The 23222-nt window shown below is 72.3% G+C and carries 27 protein-coding genes; 7 read left to right on the top strand and 20 right to left on the bottom strand.

All coding sequences use genetic code 11. The features are described from left to right. Positions 1-256: 256 nt before the first annotated feature. The 7 genes from trpM to hisI all read right to left on the bottom strand — a co-directional run bounded on the left by trpM (position 257) and on the right by hisI (position 5083). Positions 257-469: a tryptophan biosynthesis modulator TrpM gene (gene trpM / locus ACZ7J0_RS18000; RefSeq protein WP_470888847.1), complete on the bottom strand. Its 213-nt coding sequence runs from the start codon at positions 467-469 to the stop codon at positions 257-259. 192 nt (positions 470-661) lie between these two features. Beyond that, positions 662-1471 (bottom strand): indole-3-glycerol phosphate synthase TrpC, encoded by an 810-nt coding sequence (gene trpC / locus ACZ7J0_RS17995; protein WP_470888410.1) that lies wholly within the window; start codon positions 1469-1471, stop codon positions 662-664. Between the two features lie 135 nt (positions 1472-1606). Then, on the bottom strand, positions 1607-2053 hold the full coding sequence (locus ACZ7J0_RS17990; RefSeq protein WP_470888408.1) for a DUF2752 domain-containing protein: 447 nt from the start codon (positions 2051-2053) through the stop codon (positions 1607-1609). A 121-nt stretch (positions 2054-2174) separates the two neighbouring features. Beyond that, on the bottom strand, positions 2175-2429 hold the full coding sequence (locus ACZ7J0_RS17985; protein WP_470888406.1) for an HGxxPAAW family protein: 255 nt from the start codon (positions 2427-2429) through the stop codon (positions 2175-2177). 118 nt (positions 2430-2547) lie between these two features. After that, positions 2548-3201, bottom strand: a complete 654-nt coding sequence (locus tag ACZ7J0_RS17980) for a TIGR02234 family membrane protein (RefSeq protein WP_470888404.1) — start codon at positions 3199-3201, stop codon at positions 2548-2550. A 14-nt stretch (positions 3202-3215) separates the two neighbouring features. After that, positions 3216-4712, bottom strand: a complete 1497-nt coding sequence (locus ACZ7J0_RS17975) for an anthranilate synthase component I (protein ID WP_470888402.1) — start codon at positions 4710-4712, stop codon at positions 3216-3218. A gap of 11 nt (positions 4713-4723) precedes the next feature. Further along, positions 4724-5083: a phosphoribosyl-AMP cyclohydrolase gene (gene hisI / locus ACZ7J0_RS17970; protein WP_470888400.1), complete on the bottom strand. Its 360-nt coding sequence runs from the start codon at positions 5081-5083 to the stop codon at positions 4724-4726. Positions 5084-5167: 84 nt separating this feature from the next. Between hisI and ACZ7J0_RS17965 the strand changes: the two genes are divergently transcribed. After that, a complete protein-coding gene (locus ACZ7J0_RS17965; protein WP_470888398.1) occupies positions 5168-5803 on the top strand; it encodes a TIGR03085 family metal-binding protein in 636 nt (211 codons plus the stop codon). A 44-nt stretch (positions 5804-5847) separates the two neighbouring features. Further along, a complete protein-coding gene (locus tag ACZ7J0_RS17960; protein WP_470888396.1) occupies positions 5848-5997 on the top strand; it encodes a hypothetical protein in 150 nt (49 codons plus the stop codon). A gap of 99 nt (positions 5998-6096) precedes the next feature. Here the strand turns inward: ACZ7J0_RS17960 and hisF are convergent, their stop codons facing one another. From hisF to hisD, 8 genes are read right to left on the bottom strand one after another with little or no spacing between them, the layout of a single operon-like run. Then, entirely contained in the window at positions 6097-6852 is a 756-nt protein-coding gene (hisF, locus tag ACZ7J0_RS17955; RefSeq protein WP_470888394.1) for an imidazole glycerol phosphate synthase subunit HisF, read from the bottom strand. Beyond that, entirely contained in the window at positions 6849-7247 is a 399-nt protein-coding gene (locus ACZ7J0_RS17950; protein WP_470888392.1) for a RidA family protein, read from the bottom strand. Before ACZ7J0_RS17950 ends, hisF begins: the two co-directional genes overlap by 4 nt. Beyond that, entirely contained in the window at positions 7244-7969 is a 726-nt protein-coding gene (gene priA, locus ACZ7J0_RS17945; protein WP_469118088.1) for a bifunctional 1-(5-phosphoribosyl)-5-((5-phosphoribosylamino)methylideneamino)imidazole-4-carboxamide isomerase/phosphoribosylanthranilate isomerase PriA, read from the bottom strand. Before priA ends, ACZ7J0_RS17950 begins: the two co-directional genes overlap by 4 nt. Next, positions 7969-8616: an imidazole glycerol phosphate synthase subunit HisH gene (hisH, locus tag ACZ7J0_RS17940; RefSeq protein ID WP_470888390.1), complete on the bottom strand. Its 648-nt coding sequence runs from the start codon at positions 8614-8616 to the stop codon at positions 7969-7971. Before hisH ends, priA begins: the two co-directional genes overlap by 1 nt. Further along, positions 8613-8780 carry a hypothetical protein gene (locus ACZ7J0_RS17935; protein ID WP_215074345.1) on the bottom strand — a complete coding sequence of 56 codons (168 nt, stop codon included), beginning with the start codon at positions 8778-8780 and terminating at the stop codon, positions 8613-8615. Before ACZ7J0_RS17935 ends, hisH begins: the two co-directional genes overlap by 4 nt. Before the next feature lie 2 nt (positions 8781-8782). Beyond that, complete coding sequence (hisB, locus tag ACZ7J0_RS17930) at positions 8783-9376, bottom strand: imidazoleglycerol-phosphate dehydratase HisB (protein ID WP_468710987.1); 594 nt, start codon at positions 9374-9376, stop codon at positions 8783-8785. After that, complete coding sequence (locus tag ACZ7J0_RS17925; RefSeq protein ID WP_470888388.1) at positions 9373-10485, bottom strand: histidinol-phosphate transaminase; 1113 nt, start codon at positions 10483-10485, stop codon at positions 9373-9375. The genes hisB and ACZ7J0_RS17925 overlap by 4 nt, the downstream gene beginning before the upstream one ends. After that, the gene (hisD, locus tag ACZ7J0_RS17920; RefSeq protein ID WP_470888386.1) at positions 10482-11813 is read right to left on the bottom strand and encodes a histidinol dehydrogenase; all 1332 of its coding nucleotides are present in this window, start codon (positions 11811-11813) and stop codon (positions 10482-10484) included. The genes ACZ7J0_RS17925 and hisD overlap by 4 nt, the downstream gene beginning before the upstream one ends. 150 nt (positions 11814-11963) lie before the next feature. Between hisD and ACZ7J0_RS17915 the strand changes: the two genes are divergently transcribed. From ACZ7J0_RS17915 to ybaK, 4 genes are all read left to right on the top strand, one after another. After that, on the top strand, positions 11964-13568 hold the full coding sequence (locus ACZ7J0_RS17915; RefSeq protein WP_469118092.1) for an oxidoreductase: 1605 nt from the start codon (positions 11964-11966) through the stop codon (positions 13566-13568). Positions 13569-13739: 171 nt separating this feature from the next. Beyond that, on the top strand, positions 13740-14783 hold the full coding sequence (locus ACZ7J0_RS17910) for a hypothetical protein (protein ID WP_470888384.1): 1044 nt from the start codon (positions 13740-13742) through the stop codon (positions 14781-14783). 11 nt (positions 14784-14794) lie between these two features. Beyond that, a complete protein-coding gene (locus ACZ7J0_RS17905; RefSeq protein WP_470888382.1) occupies positions 14795-15535 on the top strand; it encodes an LON peptidase substrate-binding domain-containing protein in 741 nt (246 codons plus the stop codon). A 23-nt stretch (positions 15536-15558) separates the two neighbouring features. Then, complete coding sequence (ybaK, locus tag ACZ7J0_RS17900; RefSeq protein WP_470888380.1) at positions 15559-16056, top strand: Cys-tRNA(Pro) deacylase; 498 nt, start codon at positions 15559-15561, stop codon at positions 16054-16056. Between the two features lie 181 nt (positions 16057-16237). On the opposite strand, the gene ACZ7J0_RS17895 is transcribed toward ybaK, so the two are convergent. The 4 genes from ACZ7J0_RS17895 to ACZ7J0_RS17880 all read right to left on the bottom strand — a co-directional run bounded on the left by ACZ7J0_RS17895 (position 16238) and on the right by ACZ7J0_RS17880 (position 20158). After that, positions 16238-16885 carry a DUF2567 domain-containing protein gene (locus ACZ7J0_RS17895; RefSeq protein WP_470888378.1) on the bottom strand — a complete coding sequence of 216 codons (648 nt, stop codon included), beginning with the start codon at positions 16883-16885 and terminating at the stop codon, positions 16238-16240. Between the two features lie 43 nt (positions 16886-16928). Next, on the bottom strand, positions 16929-17744 hold the full coding sequence (locus tag ACZ7J0_RS17890; RefSeq protein WP_470888845.1) for an ABC transporter permease: 816 nt from the start codon (positions 17742-17744) through the stop codon (positions 16929-16931). A 154-nt stretch (positions 17745-17898) separates the two neighbouring features. Beyond that, the gene (locus ACZ7J0_RS17885) at positions 17899-18870 is read right to left on the bottom strand and encodes an ABC transporter ATP-binding protein (protein WP_470888843.1); all 972 of its coding nucleotides are present in this window, start codon (positions 18868-18870) and stop codon (positions 17899-17901) included. A gap of 28 nt (positions 18871-18898) precedes the next feature. Continuing rightward, complete coding sequence (locus ACZ7J0_RS17880) at positions 18899-20158, bottom strand: NYN domain-containing protein (RefSeq protein WP_470888376.1); 1260 nt, start codon at positions 20156-20158, stop codon at positions 18899-18901. A 232-nt stretch (positions 20159-20390) separates the two neighbouring features. On the opposite strand from ACZ7J0_RS17880, the gene ACZ7J0_RS17875 reads away from it, so the two are divergent. Beyond that, on the top strand, positions 20391-20561 hold the full coding sequence (locus tag ACZ7J0_RS17875) for a hypothetical protein (RefSeq protein WP_468710977.1): 171 nt from the start codon (positions 20391-20393) through the stop codon (positions 20559-20561). Positions 20562-20672: 111 nt separating this feature from the next. Here the strand turns inward: ACZ7J0_RS17875 and dnaE are convergent. Next, positions 20673-23222 (bottom strand): DNA polymerase III subunit alpha (dnaE, locus tag ACZ7J0_RS17870; RefSeq protein WP_470888374.1); only part of this gene is annotated, 2550 nt, incomplete at its 5' end.

Below are 23222 nucleotides of genomic sequence, written 5' to 3'. Positions count from 1 at the left end.
GCCTCGGTCGGGCTGCCACGGCGGGCCGGGTTCCGGCGTGCGGACCGGGCACGGACCCGGTTCGCGCCGACGGCCGCCGACCCGCACCCGTCGGGCCCTGTCGGGTCCCGGCGGCCTCGCCGGACGGCGGCGGCGGCTGTCGGGGCGGGGCCGGTGGTGCCGGCTTCCACGGTCCCGGACGCGGACACGGCGGACCCGGCGATCGCGGGTCGGCGGCGGCGCGGCCGGCGCCGTGCGTCCTCGGACGCGGCGGAGCCTAACGGCAGCGGTGGGGGCGCGCGAGGCGCCCGCGCCATCGCATGCCGTTGACCTGTCCGGGCTCGTCACCGATCACGTACCGGACGCGCCGGCCGTGCACGCGACGGGCGGGAGCGCGGCAGCCGCGCGGCCGGCAGCCACGGGCCAGAGGGGCGTGGGGATCCCGGGCGGGAACCGACGCGCCGGCACTCGCCCGCAGGACGCCGGCCACCGTGCCGCCGGAGCGCGGCCGCCCGGCCGGCCGGGTGACGGGTGTGACGCCGGCACCCCCCGCCGTCGGTTCGACGTGCTCGGACGACGCGCGCGGCGGGGCGTCCGCCGCGGTGGCCGCACGCACGCCCGACACGCCCCGGGGGGAACCCAGGGGCGTCGGGAGCGGGCGGCAGGTGGACATGGGCGGAGGTCAGCTCCGGCCGTGGCGCAGGGCCGGGTGGGCGCCGGCGGCGACCAGATCGGCCACGGCGGCCTTGGGATCGCGGCCGGTGACGAGGGACTCGCCGACCAGGACCGCGTCGGCGCCGGCGTTGGCGTACGCGATGAGGTCGTGCGGGCCGCGCACCCCGGACTCGGCGATCTTGACGATGTGGGCGGGGACCTCGGGGGCGACGCGCTCGAACGTGGAGCGGTCGACCTTCAGGGTCTTCAGGTCGCGCGCGTTGACGCCGATGATCCGCGCGCCGGCGTCGACGGCACGCTCGACCTCGTCCTCGTCGTGCACCTCGACCAGCGGGGTGAGGCCGATGGACTCGGCACGCTCGATCAGGGAGACGAGCGCCTCCTGGTCCAGCGCGGCGACGATGAGCAGCGCCAGGTCGGCGCCGTACGCCCGCGCCTCCCACAGCTGGTACGCGGTGACGATGAAGTCCTTGCGCAGCACCGGGATGTCGACCCGGGAGCGGACGGCCTCCAGGTCGGCCAGCGAGCCGCCGAAGCGACGCTGCTCGGTGAGGACGGAGATGATGGCGGCTCCGCCCGCCTCGTAGTCGGCGGCGAGACCCGCGGGGTCGGCGATCGCGGCGAGTGCGCCCTTCGACGGGCTGGAGCGCTTGACCTCGCAGATGACCTTGACGCCGTCGCCGCGCAGGGCGGCCACTCCGTCCTTGGCCTGCGGTGCCTTCGCTGCGCGCTCCTTGAGCTCGTCGAGGGAGACCCGCGCCTGCCGCTCTGCGAGGTCGGCGCGTACGCCTTCGATGATCTCGTCGAGCACACTCACGCGAGAGGCCCCCTTCCGGGACGGTGATGACGGTCGTGTTGAGCCAGGATCAGCCATCTCGATGGTATCCGCAGGACGGCGTAGCGCCCGCATCCGGTTGACGTGCGTCCCACTACCTGGGACTTCACCGGATCGTCACGGAGCGAGCACGGCCCCGAACGGAAGGTTCCGGATCACGGTGAAGGCCGCCAGGACGACGCCGAGGGCCCACCACCAGGCCGGGCCGAGGGTGACCCGTACGGGGAGGGCCCGTACGGCGCGAATCAGCCATACGACCATCAGCGCGGCGAAGATCCCGTAGCCGATGACGGCCAGGGCGTTGGCGCCGAACGCGGTTCCGAGGTCGCCGTGGATGAAGGCGTGGGCGCTGCGCAGGCCGCCGCAGCCCGGGCAGAGGATGCCGGTGAAGCGCAGGAGGGGGCAGACGGGGTAGTGGCCGGGTTCGTTCGGGTCCACGGTGCCGACGTACGCGAAGGCGGCCGCGACGCCCGCGAGGGTGCCCAGCGGGGCGAGGAGGCGCCGGGAGAGCGGTGGTGGCGCGGGAGCGGGCACGGGAGCGGCAGGGGTCGTCAGGGGGTCCACCCGGCGATTGTGCCCACTGACGCCGGAAGGCGCAGCACGGGCCTGCCGTGCCGCGCCTTCCGGTGAGGTCGCGGTGACTCGCGACGGCGGCCGGCCGGGCCGACCGGTGCGTCGTGAGCCGTCAGGAGGCGGAGGCGGACTGACGGGCCGCCGCGGCACGCGCCTGGACGCGGTCGTCCGACTCCTTGGGGGCGCCGAGTCCGGCCAGCCGCATCCCGTAGCCGACGACGCCGCCGAGCAGGATGACGGCCATTCCGGCCCAGAAGCCGAGCGGGTTGGCGGCCACCATGAAGACACCGGCGATGCAGAAGCCGATGAAGGAGATGATGACACCCGTCCAGGCGGCCGGGGTGTGTCCGTGGGCGCTGCCCGCCATGAGTTGCTCCTCGTTGCTGTCGCTCTGTGGTGAGGCTTGGGTGAGGTCGCGCCGGATGCGGACGCTCGTCGCCCATTGTCACGCACTCGGCCGACGCGCGTGACGTGGGGGTCCGGGATCAGCCGGTCGGGTCCTCGCCCCGGTCCAGGGCCTTCCACAGCTCCTCGGGCCGGTCGGGGTCCTGGGCCGGGCGCGCCTTGCGGGCGCGGGGGCCGCCCTCGCGCTCGTAGCGGCCGGACATGGCGGGCCACGCCTTGCCGTAGCGCAGCGCCAGCAGACCGGCGAGGAGGATGAGCAGTCCGGCCGCGGCGGTCACGTACGGCCAGGCCGTATGGGTGAGCGCGGCGACGCCGGCGCCGGCGTCGCCGGTGGTGCGGGCGGCCATCTCGTCGAGCGCGGAGCTGTCGGAGGCGCCGAGGAGGGCCGCCGCGGCCGCGCCCGCGCCACTGAGCGCGAGGAGGCCGGAGACGAGCAGCCGACCGCCGCTGCGGACGGCGAAGACGGCGACGAGCGCGGCGAGGCCGACGACGGCGAGCGCCGATGGGACACCGGTGACATCGCCGCCCTGGGCTTCGAGCGGCACGGTGCCGCCGCCGACCGCTGCCGTGCCCTCGGCCCAGATCTGGCCGGAGGAGAGCAGTGCGACGGTGGCTCCGACGGCACCCAGGAAGAGGGCTGCGGCGAGGCTGCGGCGGCCGCTGTGGGCGGCCGGGGCGGCTCCGGTGTTCGCGGCGCGGGGCTGGGGTACGGGTACGGCACTCACGTACCCCACTATCCCTTACGCCGTCATGCGCCGTTCATCCGGTTGGCGGTGTGTACGGCGCGGAGTACCGCCGCGGCCTTGTTGCGGCATTCGTTGTCCTCGCCGACGGGGTCGGAGTCGGCGACGACACCCGCTCCGGCCTGCACGTACGCGGTGCCGTCACGGAGCAGGGCGGTACGGATGGCGATGGCGGTGTCGGAGTCGCCGGCGAAGTCGAGGTAGCCGACGCAGCCGCCGTACAGTCCGCGCCGGGACGGCTCCAGTTCCTCGATGATCTGCATCGCCCGGGGCTTGGGCGCGCCGGAGAGGGTGCCGGCGGGGAAGCAGGCGGTGAGGACGTCGAAGGCGGTGCGTCCCTCGGCGACCCGGCCGGTGACGGTCGAGACGATGTGCATGACGTGCGAGTACCGCTCGATCGACATGAAGTCGACCACCTCGACGGAGCCGGGTTCGCAGACCCGCCCCAGGTCGTTGCGGCCGAGGTCGACGAGCATCAGGTGCTCGGCGCGCTCCTTTGGGTCGGCGAGGAGCTCGTCGGCGAGGGCCTGGTCCTCCTGCGGGGTCGCGCCGCGCGGGCGGGTCCCGGCGATGGGGTGCACCATGGCGTGCCCGTCCTCGACCTTGACCAGCGCCTCGGGCGAGGAGCCGACGACGTCGAAGCCGTCGAAGCGGAAGAGGTACATGTACGGGGAGGGGTTGGTGGCCCGCAGGACCCGGTAGACGTCGAGCGCGCTCGCGGAGCACGGGGTCTCGAAGCGCTGCGAGGGCACCACCTGGAAGGCCTCGCCGGCCCGGATCCGCTCCTTGATGTCCTCGACGGCGTCCTGGTAGGCCGGGCCGCCCCACAGGGCGGTGTACTCGGGCAGCTCGGAGGGCGGCAGCGCGGCGGGCGCGGTCTCGACGGCGCGCGCGAGGTCGGCCTCCATGGCGTCGAGGCGGGCGACGGCGTCCGCGTACGCGTCCTCGACCCCCGTCTCCAGGTCGTTGTGGTTGATCGCGTTGGCGATCAGCAGGACCGTCCCGTCCCAGTGGTCGAGGACGGCGAGGTCGGAGGTGAGCAGCATCGTCAGCTCGGGCAGCTTCAGATCGTCGCGGCCGTGCTCGCCGATCCGCTCAAGCCGGCGCACGATGTCGTAGCCGAGGTAGCCGACCATGCCACCGGTGAAGGGCGGCATGCCGGAGGCCAGGTCCCGTGGGGTGTGCAGGGCCTCGACGGTGGCGCGCAGGGCCGTCAGCGGGTCGCCGTCGACGGGGACGCCGACCGGCGGGGTGCCCAGCCAGTGGGCCTGTCCGTCGCGGGAGGTGAGGGTGGCGTCGCTGCGGACGCCGATGAACGAGTACCGGGACCACAACTGGGCGGTGCGGCCGTTCTCCGCCGACTCCAGCAGGAAGGTTCCGGGGCGCTCGGCGGCGAGCTTGCGGTAGAGCCCGACCGGGGTGTCGCCGTCCGCGAGGAGCCGGCGGCTGACGGGGATGACGCGGCGGTCGGCCGCCAGCTTGCGGAAGGTCTCGAGGTCCATGGCGGCTGACCTTACTGGGAGAGCGGGAGCACGTCGGCGTCGAAGCAGGTGCGGGCGCCGGTGTGGCAGGCGGCCCCCACCTGGTCGACCTTGACCAGGACGGTGTCGGCGTCGCAGTCGAGCGCGACGGACTTGACGTGCTGGACGTGGCCGGAGGTGTCGCCCTTGACCCAGTACTCCCGGCGGCTGCGCGACCAGTAGGTGCAGCGCCCGGTGGTGAGGGTGCGGTGCAGCGCCTCGTCGTCCATCCAGCCCAGCATGAGCACCTCGCCGGTGTCGTACTGCTGGGCGATGGCGGGCACGAGACCGTCGGGGCTGCGCTTGAGGCGGGCCGCGATGGACGGGTCGAGACTGCTGGGCGTGCTGGTCATGACGCCATTGTGCCGTGGGTGAGGCCCTTGCCCGGCGGTGCGTCCACTGGGCGGACCGGTGATGGCCGCCGTACCCTGGCGGGCATGTCGACCCATGCGAAGCGTGAACGGCTCCTCCTCGCCGACCTGTTGGAAGCGGCGGGTCCCGAGGCCCTGACCCTGTGCGCCGGCTGGAAGACCCGCGATCTCGCCGCCCATGTGGTGGTGCGCGAGCGCCGCCCGGACGCGGCCGCCGGTGTGCTGCTGCCGATGCTCAAGGACCGGCTGGAGCGGGTGCAGGCGGAGTTCGCCGCGAAGCCGTACGAGGAGCTGATCCAGCTCATCCGTACGGGTCCGCCCCGGCTGTCGCCGTTCACCATCAAGCAGGTGGACGAGGGCGCGAACACGGTCGAGTTCTATGTGCACGCCGAGGATGTGCGCCGGGCGCAGCCCGACTGGTCGCCGCGCGAGCTGGACCCGGTCTTCTCCGACGTGCTGTGGTCCCGTCTGGAGAAGTCGGCCCGGCTGCTGGGTCGCAGGTCCCCCGTGGGTGTGGTGCTGCGACGTCCGAACGGCCAGACGGTGGTCGCACACCGCGGCACCCCGGTGGTGACGGTGTCGGGGGAGCCGGGTGAGCTGACGCTGTTCCTGTTCGGCCGGCAGGACGCGGCGCGGGTGGAGGTCGAGGGCGACAAGGACGCGGTGGCCCGGCTCCACGAGACGAAGCAGCTCGGGATCTAGGTCTTCGGCGGTTCCGCGCGGCGCAGAGCTCGGACGAAGAGCCCGTGCCGCCTCCGACGGCGCAGATCGCGGCGCTGGCGGTGAAGACCGGCGCGGTGCCCCAGACGGCAATGGCCGCGCCGGTGAGCGGGGACGTCAGGGGCGCGACGCCGAGACTGAAGAAGTGGGCGACCGAGGCGGCCCGGCCGAGGTAGGCGGGGTCGCACGCGGTCAAATTCGCACAAATAATCCTGCGGATCCGGCGAAGGAGGAGGCCCCCGCCGGACGACCGGCAGGGGCCACTGCACGACAGGTCAGCGAACCGGGTGGCCCGCCTCCCGCAGCGCGTCCTTGACCTGGGAGATCCGCAGATCACCGAAGTGGAAGACCGACGCGGCCAGCACCGCGTCCGCCCCCGCCGCGATCGCCGGCGGGAAGTGGGACAGCCTGCCGGCGCCGCCGGACGCGATCACCGGGACGGTGACGTGCTTGCGGACCGCCGCGATCATCTCGGTGTCGTAGCCGTCCTTCGTCCCGTCGGCGTCCATCGAGTTGAGCAGGATCTCGCCCGCGCCCAGCTCCGCCGCCCGGTGGGCCCACTCGACGGCGTCGATGCCGGTGCCCCGGCGGCCGCCGTGCGTGGTGACCTCGAAGGTGCCCTCGGGGGTCCGGCGGGCGTCCACCGACAGCACCAGCACCTGCCGGCCGAACCGCTCCGCGATCTCCTGGATCAGCTCGGGCCGGGCGATGGCCGCCGTGTTGACGCCGACCTTGTCCGCGCCCGCGCGCAGCAGCTTGTCGACGTCGTCGGCGCCGCGCACACCGCCGCCCACCGTGAGCGGGATGAAGACCTGCTCGGCGGTGCGGCGCACCACGTCGTACGTGGTCTCGCGGTCGCCGGAGGAGGCGGTGATGTCCAGGAAGGTCAGCTCGTCGGCGCCCTCGGCGTCGTACAGCTTCGCCATCTCGACGGGGTCGCCCGCGTCGCGCAGGTTCTGGAAGTTGACGCCCTTGACGACCCGGCCGTTGTCCACGTCCAGGCAGGGGATCACTCGTACCGCGAGCGTCATGCGGAGCCTCCCCGGTAGGCCTCGATCTCGACCTCGACGACCAGCCGCGGGTCGACGAAACCGGACACGATGATCATCGACGCGGCGGGGCGCACGGCGTCGAAGAGCTCCTTGTGGGCGCGGCCGACCTCGTCCACGTCCCGGGCGTGGGTGAGGTACATCCGCGTCCGTACGACGTGCTCGGCGCCCAGGCCGAGCTTCGCCAGCGCGTCGAAGGCCACGTTGAAGGAGTTGATCGCCTGGTCGTACGGGCCGCCGTCGGCGATCTGGCCGTCGACCATCGACGTGCAGCCGGAGACCAGCACCAGACCGTTGGGCAGTTCCACCGCACGGGAGTAGCCGAAGGTGTCCTCCCACGGCGCCCCGGTGACCACCCTGCGTACGGAATCGGTCATGAGGCCACCGCCGCCAGTGCCTCTTCCAGGGTGAACGCCTTGGCGTACAGCGCCTTTCCGACGATCGCGCCCTCGACACCCTGCGGGACCAGCCCGGCCAGGGCCCGCAGGTCGTCCAGGGAGGAGACACCGCCCGAGGCGACGACCGGCTTGTCAGTGGCGGCGCAGACGTTCCTGAGGAGCTCCAGGTTGGGCCCCTGGAGCGTGCCGTCCTTGGCGATGTCGGTGACGACATAGCGGGCGCAGCCCTCGGAGTCGAGGCGCGCCAGCGTCTCGTAGAGGTCGCCGCCGTCGCGGGTCCAGCCGCGGCCGCGCAGGGTCGTGCCACGCACGTCGAGGCCGACGGCGATCTTGTCGCCGTGCTCGGCGATGACCTTGGCGACCCACTCCGGGGTCTCCAGGGCGGCCGTGCCCAGGTTGACGCGGGTGCAGCCGGTGGCGAGAGCGGCGGCCAGCGTGGCGTCGTCGCGGATGCCGCCGGACAGCTCGACCTTGATGTCCATCGCACCGGTGACCTCGGCGACCAGGTCACGGTTGTCGCCGGTGCCGAAGGCGGCGTCCAGGTCGACGAGGTGCAGCCACTCCGCGCCCGAGCGCTGCCACGCGAGGGCGGCCTCCAGCGGGGAGCCGTACGAGGTCTCCGTGCCGGACTCGCCGTGCACGAGGCGTACGGCCTGGCCGTCGCGGACGTCGACGGCGGGGAGGAGTTCGAGCTTCGCCATTACAGAGTGCCAATCCAGTTGGTGAGCAGCTGCGCGCCGGCGTCGCCGGACTTCTCGGGGTGGAACTGGGTCGCCCACAGGGCGCCGTTCTCGACGGCCGCGACGAACGGCTCGCCGTGGGTCGCCCAGGTGACCCGGGGCGCGCGGATCGCCGGGTTGGTGACCTCGAGGCCCCATTCGCGCACCGCGTAGGAGTGCACGAAGTAGAACCGGGCGTCGGCGTCGAGGCCGGCGAAGAGCTCGCTGTCCTCGGGCGCGTCGACCGTGTTCCAGCCCATGTGGGGGACGACCGGGGCCTTGAGCGGCTCGACCGTGCCGGGCCACTCGTCGAGGCCGTCGGTCTCGACACCGTGCTCGATCCCCCGGGCGAAGAGGATCTGCATGCCGACGCAGATGCCCATCACCGGGCGGCCGCCGGACAGCCTGCGGTCGATGATCCACTGGCCGCGGGCCTTCGTGAGCCCGTCCATGCAGGCCGAGAAGGCACCGACGCCGGGGACGAGGAGCCCGTCGGCGTTCATGGCGGTCTCGTAGTCGCGGGTGATCTCGACCTCGGCGCCCACATGGGCGAGGGCCCGCTCGGCGGACCGTACGTTGCCGAAGCCGTAGTCGAAGACCACGACCTTCTTCGGAGAGTTTGCGCTCATTCCCAGATCCCCTGGATCCGCAGGACGCCGGCCACCAGGCACATCACCGAGGCGATGGAGACCAGCACGATGAGGCCCTTGGGCATCTCCTGCTTGACGAAGGAGTACACACCGCCGGCGAGGAAGAGCCCGACGACGATCAGGATGGTCGAGAGACCCGTCACGGCTAGAGGGCGCCCTTCGTGGAGGGAAGGATGCCGGCCGCGCGCGGGTCGCGCTCGGAGGCGTACCGCAGGGCGCGGGCCAGTGCCTTGAACTGGCACTCCACGATGTGGTGGGCGTTGCGCCCGTACGGGACGTGGATGTGCAGCGCGATCTGCGCCTGGGCGACGAAGGACTCGAAGATGTGCCGGGTCATCGTCGTGTCGTAGGTGCCGATCATCGGCGCCATGTTCTCCGGCTCGGTGTGCACCAGGTAGGGGCGCCCGGAGAGGTCGACGGTGACCTGGGCGAGCGACTCGTCCAGCGGCACGGTGCAGTTGCCGAACCGGTAGATCCCGACCTTGTCGCCGAGGGCCTGCTTGAAGGCGGCGCCCAGCGCCAGGGCGGTGTCCTCGATGGTGTGGTGGGTGTCGATGTGCAGGTCGCCGTCGGTCTTGACCGTGAGGTCGAACAGGCCGTGGCGGCCGAGCTGGTCGAGCATGTGGTCGTAGAAGCCGACGCCGGTCGCGACATCGACCTTTCCGGTGCCGTCGAGGTCTATCTCGACGACGACCGAGGTCTCCTTGGTGGTGCGCTCCACCCGTCCGATGCGGCTCATGCCTGCTGCTCCTTCTTCAGTGCGCGAACCGCTTCCAGGAACGCGTCGTTCTCTTCGGGGGTCCCGGCGGTCACCCGCAGCCATCCGGGCACGCCGTTGTCCCGGACCAGGACACCCCGGTCGAGGATCTTCTGCCAGGCGCCGTGGGTGTCCTCGAACCGCCCGAACTGCACGAAGTTCGCGTCGGAGTCGGTGACCTCGTACCCGATGGCCCGCAGCTCGGCGACCAGCCGGTCGCGCTCGCTCTTGAGCTGCTCCACGTACCCGAGCAGCGTATCGGTGTGCTCCAGCGCGGCCAGCGCGGTCGCCTGGGTGACGGCCGACAGGTGGTACGGCAGGCGGACGAGCTGCACCGCGTCGACCACGGCGGGGTGGGCGGCCAGATAGCCCAGGCGCAGCCCGGCCGCGCCGAAGGCCTTGGACATGGTCCTGGACACGACGAGGTGGGGCCGGCCCTCGATCAGCGGCAGCAGCGAGTCGCGGTGGCTGAACTCGACGTACGCCTCGTCGACGACCACCAGGGACGGCTTCGCCGCCTGGGCGGCCTCGTACAGCGCGAGGACCGTGCCGGCGTCGACCGCCGTGCCGGTGGGGTTGTTGGGCGAGGTGATGAAGACGACGTCCGGCCGGTGCTCGGCGATGGCACGCTCGGCCGCCTCGACGTCGATCGTGAAGTCGTCACGCCGGGGGCCGGAGATCCAGCCCGTGCCGGTGCCGCGCGCGATCAGGCCGTGCATCGAGTACGAGGGCTCGAAGCCGATGGCGGTGCGGCCGGGGCCGCCGAAGGTCTGCAGCAGCTGCTGGAGGACTTCGTTGGAGCCGTTGGCCGCCCAGACGTTCTCGAGCGAGACCGGGTGCTTGCCGGTACGGGTGAGGTAGCGGGCGAGCTCGGTGCGCAGCTCGATCGCGTCCCGGTCGGGGTAGCGGTTGAGACCGCGCGCCGCCTCGGCGACCCGCTCCGCGATCCGGGCGACGAGCGGCTCGGGCAGCGGATACGGGTTCTCGTTGGTGTTCAGCTGGACGGGCACGTCGAGTTGGGGCGCGCCGTATGGGGACTTGCCGCGCAGCTCCTCGCGGATGGGGAGGTCGTCGATCCGGATCTCGCTCATCGCCGCGGCACCTTCCAGCCGAAGCGCGCCTTGAGGGCCGCGCCGTGCGCCGGCAGGTCCTCGGCCTCGGCCAGCGTCACCACGTGGTGGGTGACCTCGGCGAGGGCGTCGCGCGTGTAGTCGACGATGTGGATGCCGCGCAGGAAGGACTGCACGGACAGGCCGGAGGAGTGGCAGGCGCAGCCGCCGGTCGGCAGCACGTGGTTGGAGCCCGCGCAGTAGTCGCCGAGGGAGACGGGCGCCCATGGGCCGACGAAGATCGCGCCGGCGTTGCGCACCCGGTCGGCGAGCGCGGCGGCGTCGGCGGTCTGGATCTCCAGGTGCTCGGCGGCGTACGCGTCGACGACCTTGAGGCCGTCCTCCAGGTCGCTGACGAGGACGATCGCGGACTGCCGGCCGGCGAGGGCCGGGACGATCCGGTCGTCGATGTGCTTGGAGGCGGCGACCTGGGTCTTCAGCTCGGCCTCGGTGGCGGCGGCGAGTTCCTCGGAGTCGGTGACGAGGACGGCGGCGGCCATCGGGTCGTGCTCGGCCTGGCTGATCAGGTCGGCTGCGACGTGCACGGGGTCGGCGGTGGAGTCGGCGAGGATCGCGATCTCGGTGGGTCCTGCCTCGGCGTCGATGCCGATGCGGCCCTTGAGCAGCCGCTTGGCGGCGGCGACGTAGATGTTGCCCGGACCGGTCACCAGGTTGACGGGCAGACAGCCGTCGGGGCCCGTGGTGCCGTACGCGAACATCGCGACGGCCTGGGCGCCGCCGGCCGCGTACACCTCGTCGACGCCCAGCAGCGCGCACGCGGCCAGAATCGTCGGGTGCGGCAGGCCGCCGAAGTCCTTCTGCGGAGGCGATGCGATCGCGACGCCCTCGACGCCGGCCTCCTGTGCCGGGACGACGTTCATGACGACGGACGACGGGTACACCGAGCGGCCGCCGGGCACGTACAGACCCACGCGCTCGACCGGCACCCACTTCTCGGTGACCGTGCCGCCGGGCACCACCTGCGTGGTGTGGGTGGTGCGGCGCTGCTCGCGGTGGACCAGACGGGCGCGGCGGATCGACTCCTCGAGGGCGGCGCGGACGGCCGGGTCGAGCTGCTCCAGGGCCGCGGTGATGGCCGCGACGGGCACCCGGATCGACTCCGGGCGCACTCCGTCGAGTTTCTCTCCCCACTCGATCACTGCCGCCGAGCCACGATGGCGTACGTCCTCGCAGATCGGCCGCACCGTCTCCAGGGCGGCTTCCACGTCGAACTCGGCACGGGGCAGCAGGTCGCGCAGAGCGCCACCCTCGGGGAGGGCGTCGCCGCGCAGATCGATTCGAGAAATCACGTAAGCAATTCTCTCAGACCGTTTCGCGCCTTTGGTCGTCCGTATCACTGGCTGATACACGTCCCGGCCGCCCCACCTGACCGTTAGCGTTCAGTCCGTCACTCAGCGGGAAGAACGGCTGTACGAAACAGGGGAAGCGAGGGGGCGGCCTTGACCGAGCCGCACGACGACGGCATGCCGGGCGATCTCACCCGCGCGGAACAGACCATGTGGCAGGCGTTCCGGATCGGCGCGACCTGCGACATGAGCACAGGCAATGCGGTACTGGACGATCCGTTCGCCGCCCGTCCCTGGCCCGCGGAGCGCAGTGTCCGGGCCTCGGTGGTGGCGTTGCTGCTGCTCGACGGACCGCCCGCGCTGGCCGGGCGCGTCGCGGCGCTGAAGCTGCGCGGGGTGCGGATCACGGGGACGCTCACACTGGCCGGCGGCACGATAGCTCCCTACGTGGAGCTGGCGGGCTGCCGCTTCGACAACGAGGTGGTGCTGCCCGAGGCGCACTTCACGACCCTGCGGATGGTGGGCTGCGCGATCCCCCGCCTGGAGGCCGCGCGACTGCACACCCAGGGCGATCTGCATCTGCCGAGATGCCGGGTGGAGCGGGGCATCCGGTTGACGGACGCGCAGATCGGTACGGATCTGCTGATCAACCAGATTCATGTGCGGCCGGACTCGCGCGGCCGTGCGATCACCGCGGACGGCATGTCGGTCGCCCAGGACCTCCAGGCCGAACTGATCGAGACGCACGGCGAGGTGAGTCTGCGCGGGGCGAAGATCGGCGTGTCGCTGAGTCTGCGGGGCAGCACGCTGCGCGGCACCGCGGAGCGCCGGGCGCTGAACGCGCCGCAGCTGACGGTGGAGCGGTCGCTCTATCTGTCGTACGCCTGGGTGGACGACACCACGGGGGACGCCGGGACCACTCCCCCGTTCGGGATCCGCAGCGACGGCCGCGGACGCAGACAGCGACGACAGCCCTTCGAGTGCATCGGCGGGGTGCGGCTCGACGACGGCCGGATCGGTGACGCGGTGGATCTGCACCGGGCCAGGTTCGTCCTGTCCACGGCCCGGCGCGAGGAGTTGTCGCTGCGCAGGATCGTCACTCCGGAACTGCGCTTCAACGCGGAGCGCCCGGCGGAGGGGCGGGTCGTGCTGAACGGCGCGAAGATCGTCACCCTGATCGATCTGTCGACCAGCTGGCCGGGACCCGGCGGGCTCGCGATGGGCGGCTTCGTCTACGAGAACCTCGTGCCGTACGGCCACTTCCCGCTGACCCGCCGCCTGGAATGGGTGGCGGCGGCGACGCCCGAGTACGCCCCGGAGCCGTACGAGCGGCTCGCGGCGGTGCTGCGCAGCAGCGGCGAGGACGCCGACGCCCGCGAGGTACTGCTCGCCAAGCAGCGCAGGCGGCGGGAGACCCTGCCGCTGGCCGCCAAGCTGTGGGGCTTCCTCCAGGACTGGACGGTGGCGTACGGCTACCGGCCGGGCCGGGCGGCGCTGTGGATGGCGGTGCTGTGGGCGGCGGGCACGCTGGCGTTCTCCCGCTACGACCCGGTCGCGATCAAGGCGGACGAGGCGCCGAACTGGAGCGCGTCGCTGTACGCCCTGGATCTGCTGCTGCCGGTGATCAACCTGGGGCAGGACGGGTACTGGCGGCTGGAGGGCGGCTGGCAGTGGGTGTCGGCGGCGCTCATCCTGCTCGGGTGGGTGCTCGCGACGACGGTGGCGGCGGGTGCGTCGAGGTTGCTGCGGAGGGGCTGACGGGACCGGGGAGGCGCCCCTGCCTCGCGGGGCGGCCGGGACGCCGGGGGCGCGGGTATCGCAGCTCCACCCCTTTCTTTGCGGGGTCTTGACTACCGGCAGAACAACCATTCCGCCGCCACCAAAGCTTCACAGCCGTCCCCCTGGTGCGGCTCCCACCTGCGGTTTTCAATGGTCCGCACCATGTCTTTGCTGCGCGCTCTGATCAGCACCGTCCGCGGGGCCCGGCACGCCCCGCGGCTGGACGGGGGGCTGCCGCCGGACGACGCGGTCCTGCTCGACGCGCCCGACGAGCGGCTCGGCCCCGCCCTGGTGGCCGCGGCCCTCGGCGACTTCGAACCGGCGGCCAAGCTGCTGGCCACCACGCGGGACGCGGCCGAGTGGGAGAACCGCGACCGCTATGCCGTGCGTCTCGCCGCGTTCGCCCTCCACCGGGACGCCTGGCTCACCGACTGGCTGGCCGCCGCGCCCCGTGACCCCGACGCCCTGCTGCTCACGGCGGAGCTGGCGGTGCGCAGGGCCTGGCAGTCACCGGCCCGCGCCGAGCGGCTGCGCGACCTCGGCCCGTTGATCGACGCGGCGGCGGAGGCGGCGCCGGGCGACCCGGTGCCGTGGCGGATCGCCCTCGACCACGCGCGGGGCACCCATGCCACGCACACCGCGTTCGAGTCGCTGTGGGAGCAGGCCATACGGCGGGCCCCGCACCACTACGGCTGTCATGTCTCGGCCCTGACCTATCTGTCGGCGCACTGGTACGGCTCGCACCGCGAGTGCTTCGACTTCGCCGAGCAGGCCGCCGAGGACGCGCTGCCGGGGTCGTTGGCGCAGGCACTGCCGGTGCGGGCCGCCTTCGCGCATCAGCTGAGCGAGAACAGCGGATCGACGGGGTCCGCCGGGTCCGTTGTCGGTGTCGACCGGATCGACGCGGCGGCGGACCGGGCGATCGCGCTGTCCGCCGTGTATCCGTCGGCCGACCCGTGGCCGGCCGAGGTGCGCAATCTGCTCGCGTATGTGCTGGTGGGACGCGCGAGATGGGCCGACGCGCTGAGCCAGTTCCAGCAGATCGGCCCGTACGCCACATCCTTCCCGTGGACCTCTCTGAGCGACGATCCGCTGGGCCGGTTCCTCGACGCGCGGGACGGAGTACGCCTCCAGGTGGCGGCGAGGATCCCGCTGCGCGGACGGGCCGGACAGGGCGGCACGATCGGCCATTAGGCTTGACCGCTGTGACCACCGCTCGCCTGCCTCTCTTCCCGCTGAACTCGGTACTGTTCCCGGGCCTCGTCCTGCCCTTGAACGTGTTCGAGGAGCGTTATCGCGCCATGATGCGGGAACTGCTCACGACGGACGAGTCCGAGCCGCGCCGCTTCGCCGTCGTCGCCATCCGCGACGGGCGGGAGGTGGCGCCGACGGCCCCCGGCATGCCGGACCAGACCGCCCTGCCCGAGAAGGGCCCCGCCGCCGGCTTCGGCTCCGATCCCCTCCAGGCGTTCCACCGGGTCGGCTGCATCGCCGACGCGGCCTCCATCCGGGAGCGCGCCGACGGCAGCTTCGAGGTGATGGCCACCGGCACCCGGCGCGTGAAGCTGCTGTCGGTCGACGCCGGGGGGCCGTTCCTCACCGCGGAGCTGGAAGAGCTGGAGGAGGAGCAGGGCGACGACGCGGGCGCGCTCGCGGAGGGGGTGCTGCGGGCGTTCCGCACCTACCAGAAGCGGCTGGCCGGTGCGCGGGAGCGCTCGCTGACGACGGGGGCGGAGCTGCCGGACGACCCGTCGGTGGTCTCCTATCTGGTCGCGGCGGCGGCCGTACTGGACACCCCGGCCAAGCAGCGGCTGCTGCAGGCGCCGGACACGGCGACGCGGCTGCGGGAGGAACTGAAGCTGCTGCGCACGGAGACGGCGGTGCTGCGGCATCTGCCCTCGCTGCCGGCGACGGACCTGACGCGCAACCCGACCAGCCCGAACTGACACCGACCGACGGGGGACGCCCGGTGGCGAAGAAGCAGAAGAAGCAGGCGGCCGGCACTCCGGCGACGGTGGCGCTGACAGCGGCGGGCACGGCGTTCACGCTGCACGCCTACGACCACGACCCGGCATCGGCGTCGTACGGCGAGGAGGCGGCGGAGGCACTCGGCGTCTCGCCGGACCGTGTCTTCAAGACGCTCGTCGCCGACGTCGACGGCGAACTGACGGTCGCGGTCGTGCCGGTGGCCGGCCAGCTGGATCTGAAGGCACTCGCCTCGGCAGTGGGCGGCAAGCGCGCGGCCATGGCGGACCCGGCGGCGGCGGAGCGCACGACGGGCTACGTCCGCGGCGGCATCTCGCCACTGGGCCAGCGCAAGCGCCTGCGCACGGTCCTCGACGCGTCGGCCTCGACCCATCCGACGATCTGCGTCTCGGCGGGCCGCCGCGGCCTGGAAGTCGAACTCGCACCGGCGGACCTGGCAACACTGACGTCGGCGGTCCTGGCCCCGATCGGCCGCGGCTAGCCTCCGGCGGAGAAGACACTCACGCGGGTGGCGCCCCGCCGCCCAACGGACATCACGCGATACCGGCGCCGGCCGCCCAGGCGGCCGCGACCCCCGACGGGCCGGCGCTCATCGGCCCGCCGGGCGGCGCCCGGCGGGGCAGCGGCCGAACGACGGCGCGCGATTCTCGGGCCCCAGAGCCTTACGCGCCGCCCCCCGTGGGAGCGTCGGTCGACGTGTCGGCGGGCGGCGGGGGGTTGTCCCACTCCGGTTCCGGATCGCGGGGGCCGAAGAGGGCCGTCAGTCCCAGGTGGGCCACCATCGCCGCGAGCGGCCAGGCCAGCACCGCGCCCCAGGCCTGGAGTTTGAGCGGGGCGTCGAAGGTGACGCCCTTGCCAACCGCGCGGGCGTGGGCCACCACGTCCTCCGTCGGGCCGAGTAGCACGCCCAGGCGCCAGGCCACCACGGAACCCAGGATTCCGCCCAAGGCGAGTCCGATGACGAGCGCCACTCCGCCCCGCCGCTCGAAGAGGAACACCAGCGCGGCCGCGACCAGGCCGAAGCCCAGCGCCAGCAGGGCGAACGTCCCGTCCGCCGCGATCGCCGACTCCCCCTCGCTCTCCTTCAGGAAGACGGCCTTGCCGTCGGAGATCAGCGGCACCCGTGGAGCCAGCCACACCCACAGCAGCGCGAGCAGGACGCCGGCCAGGGTCGAGGCGCCCGCGACCACGGCGGAGTACTTCAGTTCCGTCCGCAGGACCGGCCCGTCCTCGTCGGCCGGCTCGGGGTACGGCGAGGGCCAGGAGTTCTGCGGAGGCGGCTGGTGAGGCGGCGTCAGAGGTGCGGTCACCCTGCCATCGTGCCAGGCCCGCCCGGGCGCCGCCGCACCGGACTCACCTGACGGCGGCCCGCCGGTACGCCCAGGTCGCGACGGCCAGGGAGAGGACGCCGACACCCGCGCAGACCGCCAGGTCGAAGGCGACCAGCGGCCAGTCCGGGCGCGCGTCGAAGGTGCGGGCCAGCGCCTCCACGCCGTAGGTCGACGGCAGCAGGTCCCGTGCGTACGCGATGGGCGCGGGCAGCCGGTCCGGCGGCAGTACACCCAGGAGCAGCGTCGCGGACATGCCCAGCTGGCCGAGGAGGGTGGCCAGTTCCGGGCGCGGCGCGAGCAGCCCCAGGGCCGCGCCGAGACCGGCGAGCGCGGCCCCGGCGAGCGGCACGACGGCGGCCAGGATCCACAGATGCGTGAGCGGCAGCTGGAACAGCACCGAGCCGGCGACCGCGGTCACGACGGTCCCCGGCACGGTGAAGGACGCGTAGGCCCCTGCCGCACCGAGGACGACCGCCGCGGGCGGCACGGGCAGCGTCGCGTAGTGGTCGAGGCCGCCGCCCGCCCGGAGCTGTCCGAAGTACTGGGCGAGCAGGTTGAGGGCGACGAACGCGACGACGAGCACCGCGGAACCGGCGACGACCGCGCGGGCCTCCGAGCCGCCGTCGACGACCCCGCGCATCAGGATCATGATCCCGACGGACTGGAAGGTGGCGACGAAGAGCAGCGGAATGCGGGAGACGCGGGCCCGCGACAGCTGCGCGCGGTACACGGCGGCGAGCGCGGGCAGCAGCCGGGCGCGCGGAGCGAGCGGCGCGGCTCCGTCCGCCTCCTGCGTCAGGTCGCGGCCGTCCCCGGTCACCGGAACGCTGCGCGACATCGCCTGCGCGGGCACGATGCTCACTGGGCACTGCTCCTGTTCACTGCGGACTGCTGGGGCACGGCCCGCCGGAGCGGGGAGGGGCGGCGCGGGGCCGCCACCGGCCGCCGCGAGCGCCCCGGGGAGCTCACCGGCCCCATGCCTACGCGCGCGTTCATGCCTTCACCAGACCCTTGGCCGCCCCGCCGAGCGCCAGGTACACGTCCTCCAGGCTGGGCGTCGCCAGCGTGAAGTCGTCCAGCGCCGCGAACGCCGCGCCGCCCGTCACCGCGCCGACCGCCGCCCGCGCCTCGTCCGGGGCGAGCCGTAGCACCCAGCGGCGCCCCGACTCCTGGGCCGAGGCCCTGAGCGCGGCGACCTCGGGGACGTCCAGCGGTGCCCGCTCACGCCATACGAGCTCCACGCGGACCTCTCCGGCGACGCGCTCCTTGAGTCCGGCGGGGGTGTCGCAGGCGATGACCCGACCCCGTTCGAGGACGGCGACACGGTCGAGGACTGTCTCGGCCTCGATGACGTTGTGGGTGACCAGCAGGACGGTCACCCCGTGCTCGGCGCGGCGCCGGTCGACGGCCGCCCAGACGGCCCGCCGGGCGACGGGGTCCATGCCGGTGGTGGGCTCGTCCAGGACGAGGACGGGCCGCTCGCCGACGAGCGCGGCGGCGAAGCAGGCGAGCCGCCGCTGTCCGCCGGACAGCTTCTTCAGAGGGCGTCCGGCGATGTCGCCGAGGCCCAGCTCGTCCAGTACGGCGTCACGGGCGCCGCGCGCGTCACGGGCGGAGAGCCCGCGGAGCCGGCCGGTGGTCTCGGCGGCGAGCGCGACGGTCAGCTCGTCGAGGGCGGTCGACTCCTGCCCGAGGTAGCCGATGAGCCGGGCGGCGCGTTCCGGGTGGCGTACGAGGTCGTGGCCGAGCATGTCGACGGTGCCGGAGTCGGGGCGCATCAGGCCGGTGAGCTGGCGCACGAGAGTGGACTTTCCGGCGCCGTTGGGCCCGAGCAGGCCGAAGATCTCACCACGCCCGACGTCCAGGCAGACGCCGTCGGTGGCCCGCACCTCCGCGGTCGCGGGCGTCCCGCGCCTGCCGCGCGCGGCGGGGTACGTCTTGACCAGATCCCGCACCACGCACACCGTACTCACGAGGGATGAGCCTACGGGGTCATCGGGCCTGCTCCCCCGCGGGGGCGTGTTCGGCGGCGGCCCGTACATCGATCTCGCGCCAGAAACCGGCCCGGATCGCGTAGCGGTCGTGCTCGTCGATCTGGTCGTCCTTGTGGGCCAGCAGACCGAACCGTGCCGCGTAGCGGAGGAGTTCGCCGTCGATGCGGTGCGGGATGCGCGGGTACATCGTGGACAGCTTCTGCACATGGCCTTGTTCGGGCAGCCGCTCCATCCAGCGCCGGGCGAAGACCTGGCCGACCTCGAAGGGGTCGCCGCCGACCGTCGTGATGTCCTCCTCGCGGTCGGCCCAGCGCTGCTCGGCGCTGGTCAGCTGGGCAAGGGTGGGCAGGGACGCGGTCTCGGGGGGTTCGCCGAGCGTGCCGGGGCGTTCGATCCAGCCCTTGTCGGAGGACCAGCGCAAGGTGGCGTTGGCGGGGTGCGTGGCGGCGGCCGCGATACCGGGAGCGCGCAGGCCCGCGAGGTCCTTGGGCGTCGGGACGCCCTTGGTGCCGGTGGAGGCGGCGGTGGCCTCGGCGGAGCCGTTGGCGGCGGTGGTGGGCGCCGGTGAGCCGTTGCCCGCGGCCGCGGCCGCGGCGGCCTCGGCGGCGCGTTCGGCGGACGCGGCGAGCGCCGACTCGGGCAGAGGGGCGGAGAGGATCGCGGCGATCTCGGGGCGGGGTGCGGGGGTGGGGGCGCAGATGCCGCTGAGGTCCTTGGCGCGCACGGCCCGGGTGATCCAGGCGCGGTCGAGGACGCGTCGCTCGTCGGCTTCGGCGACGAGGTCCTCGGACTGGTTGTAGTCGCCGTCGGCGGCCTGTACGGCCCAGATGTGGACGGCGACGCCGTGCTCCTTGGCCGACATCAGCCCGGGCAGCAGATCGCCGTCGCCCGTGACGAGGACGACGTCCGAGCAGGCGCGGTTGCGGGCCAGCTCGGTGAGCTCCGCGTGCATGGCCGCGTCGACGCCCTTCTGGGCCCAGCGGCCGTCGCTGCGGGTCAGCGCGCCCAGCCGGACGGTGACCCGCGGCATGACCCGCAGCCTCCGGTGCTCGGGCTGGGGAACCCGGTCGGGGGCGCCGTCGAACCAGTAGATGCGCAGCAGGGGCTGTTCGGTGTCGGCCTCGGCGCGCTCGCGCAGTCCCTGGATGAGGGCGGCGTGGTCGACGGTGATCCTGGAGCGGGCCGGTTCCCCGGCGAGAAGGCTCGCGGCGGCGCCCAGCAGATAGCCGGCGTCCACCAGAACGACGCAGCGGTCCACGTGTTCCACCCTCTTTCGGGAACCTCGGGATCGGGAGTGCTTCGGGTTTCCTTCGAGTCTGCCCGAAGGCCGGAGGGTTAACGGCCGGAACTGGATCATCGGCGTGGCGGATCGCTCCCCGCCGTCCGGATAAGGCCCGACTACGGTCCGCAATGGTACGAAATGCGAGGATTATGTACGTATGTGAGTCTGAACGCGGCCCTGGCCCCTAAACCCCACAGGAGGCACCACCATGGCCAAGAACAAGAACCGCAGCCAGCCGCAGAAGCAGTCGGCCGCCGAGCGCGGCCAGCAGCAGGCGCAGAAGTCGTCGATGGAGTCGCAGTCCGAGCAGCGCGCCACTCAGGTCACGCCCGCCGATCTCGCCCACAAGGGCCGGCAGAAGCGGTTCGGCCACAACTGAGTGCCGGCGCCTCGCTGACCGCTGATCTCTGACAGCGCGCGATGCCGGAAGGGGCGCGCCCGTGACGACGGGCGCGCCCCTTTGACGTGTCGTGCGGCGGCGGGAGCGGGCTCAGCCGGCCAGGCAGGACGGTCCGAGCAGCACCTTCAGATCGCCGAAGAGCGCCGGGTCCGGCTGGACCCGGTGCCGGTCGAGCCGGAGCACGGTCGTCGACCGGGGTCCCTGGAGCTTGATCCGTACCTCGGTGTTGCCCTTGTGGTGCTTCAGGATCTCGCCGAGGCGGCTGACCATCGGAGGGGTCACCTTCACGGTCGGGATGGTGAGCACCACCGGCGCGTTGGTCCCCGCGGAGGAGAGGTCCGGGACCATCAGCTCCATGGCGACGAGCCTCGGCACGTCCTCGCGCTTGTCGAGCCGGCCCTTCACGAAGACGACCGTGTCCTCGACGAGCTGGGTGGAGACCAGCTGGTAGGTGGCGGGGAAGAACATGCACTCGATGGAGCCGGCCAGGTCCTCGACCGTCGCGATGGCCCAGGCGTTGCCCTGCTTGGTCATCTTGCGCTGCAGGCCGGAGATGATGCCGCCGATGGTGACGACCGCGCCGTCGCTGTGCTCACCGCCGGTGAGCTGCGAGATCGCCGCGTCGGTCTTGTCGGACAGGACGTGCTCGATACCGAAGAGCGGGTGGTCGGAGACGTAGAGGCCGAGCATCTCGCGCTCCTGGGCGAGCAGATACGACTTCTCCCACTCGACGTCGGAGAACTCGACGTCGAGGCCGAAGCCCGGCTCGTCGGCGGTCTCGTCCCCCATGCCGCCGAAGAGGTCGAACTGCCCCTCGGCCTCCTTGCGCTTGACCGCCACCACGTTGTCGATCATCGGCTCGTGGTGGGCGACCAGGCCCTTGCGGGTGTGGCCCATCTCGTCGAAGGCGCCGGCCTTGATCAGCGACTCGACGGTCCGCTTGTTGCAGACGACCGCCTCGACCTTGTCGAGGAAGTCGGGGAAGGAGCTGTACTTCCCCTTGGCCTTGCGGCACTTGATGATCGACTCGACGACGTTGGTACCGACGTTCCGCACGGCGGTGAGGCCGAAGAGGATCACGTCGTCGCCCTGCGCCGCGAAGTTCGCCTGGGACTCGTTCACATTGGGCGGCAGCACCTTGATGCCCATGCGCCGGCACTCGTTCAGATAGACGGCCGACTTGTCCTTGTCGTCCTTGACGGAGGTCAGCAGCCCGGCCATGTACTCGGCGGGGTGGTTGGCCTTGAGGTAGGCCGTCCAGTAGGAGACGAGGCCGTACGCGGCGGAGTGCGCCTTGTTGAAGGCGTATCCGGCGAAGGGCACCAGGACGTCCCAGAGCGCCTGGATCGCCTCGTCGCTGTAGCCGTTCTTCTTGGCGCCGGCCTGGAAGATGGTGAAGTTCTTCGCCAGCTCCTCGGGCTTCTTCTTGCCCATAACGCGGCGGAGGATGTCGGCCTCGCCCAGGGAGTACCCGGCGATGATCTGGGCGGCCTTCTGCACCTGCTCCTGGTACACGATCAGGCCGTAGGTGACCCCGAGGACCTCCTTGAGCGGCTCCTCCAGCTCCGGGTGGATCGGCGTGATCTCCTGCTGGCCGTTCTTTCGCAGGGCGTAGTTCGTGTGCGAGTTCATGCCCATCGGGCCCGGCCGGTACAGGGCCGAGACGGCGGAGATGTCCTCGAAGTTGTCGGGCTTCATCAGCCGCAGCAGGGACCGCATGGGGCCGCCGTCGAACTGGAAGACGCCGAGGGTGTCGCCGCGCTGGAGCAGCTCGAAGGTCTTGGGGTCGTCGAGCGGCAGCGCCAGGAGATCGATGTCGATCCCCTTGTTGGACTTCACCATCTTGACGGCGTCGTCCATGATCGTCAGGTTGCGCAGGCCGAGGAAGTCCATCTTCAGCAGGCCGAGCGACTCGCACTGGGGGTAGTCCCACTGCGTGATGGTGACGTTGTCCGTGTGGCGCACCCAGATCGGGGCGTGGTCGACGATCGGCTCGCTGGACATGATCACGCCGGCCGCGTGCACGCCCATCTGCCGGACCAGGCCCTCGACGCCCTTGGCGGTGTCGATGACCTTCTTCACGTCCGGCTCGTTCTCGTACATCGCCCGGATCTCGCCCGCCTCGCTGTAGCGCGGGTGGGAGGGGTCGGTGATGCCGCTGAGGTCGATGCCCTTGCCGAGGACGTCGGCGGGCATGGCCTTGGTGAGCCGGTCGCCCATCGCGTACGGGTAGCCCAGCACGCGCGCGGAGTCCTTGATCGCGTTCTTGGCCTTGATCTTGCCGTACGTACCGATCATGGCGACCTTGTCGGCGCCGTACTTCTCGGTCACGTACCGGATCACCTCGACGCGCCTGCGCTCGTCGAAGTCGATGTCGACATCGGGCATGGAGACGCGCTCGGGGTTGAGGAACCGCTCGAAGATCAGACCGTGCGGGATCGGGTCGAGGTCGGTGATGCCCATGGCGTACGCCACGATAGAACCGGCCGCCGAACCACGGCCCGGGCCGACCGCGATGCCCTGCTTCTTGGCCCACATGATGAACTCGGCGACGACGAGGAAGTACCCCGGGAACCCCATCTGGATGATGACGTCCATCTCGTACTCGGCCTGCTTCTGCCGGTCCTCGGGGACGCCGCC

Source organism: Streptomyces sp. NPDC038280 (genome assembly GCF_055600045.1).
Note: the sequence above shows the minus strand (reverse complement) of the source record. Positions and strands in the feature narration are given on the sequence as shown.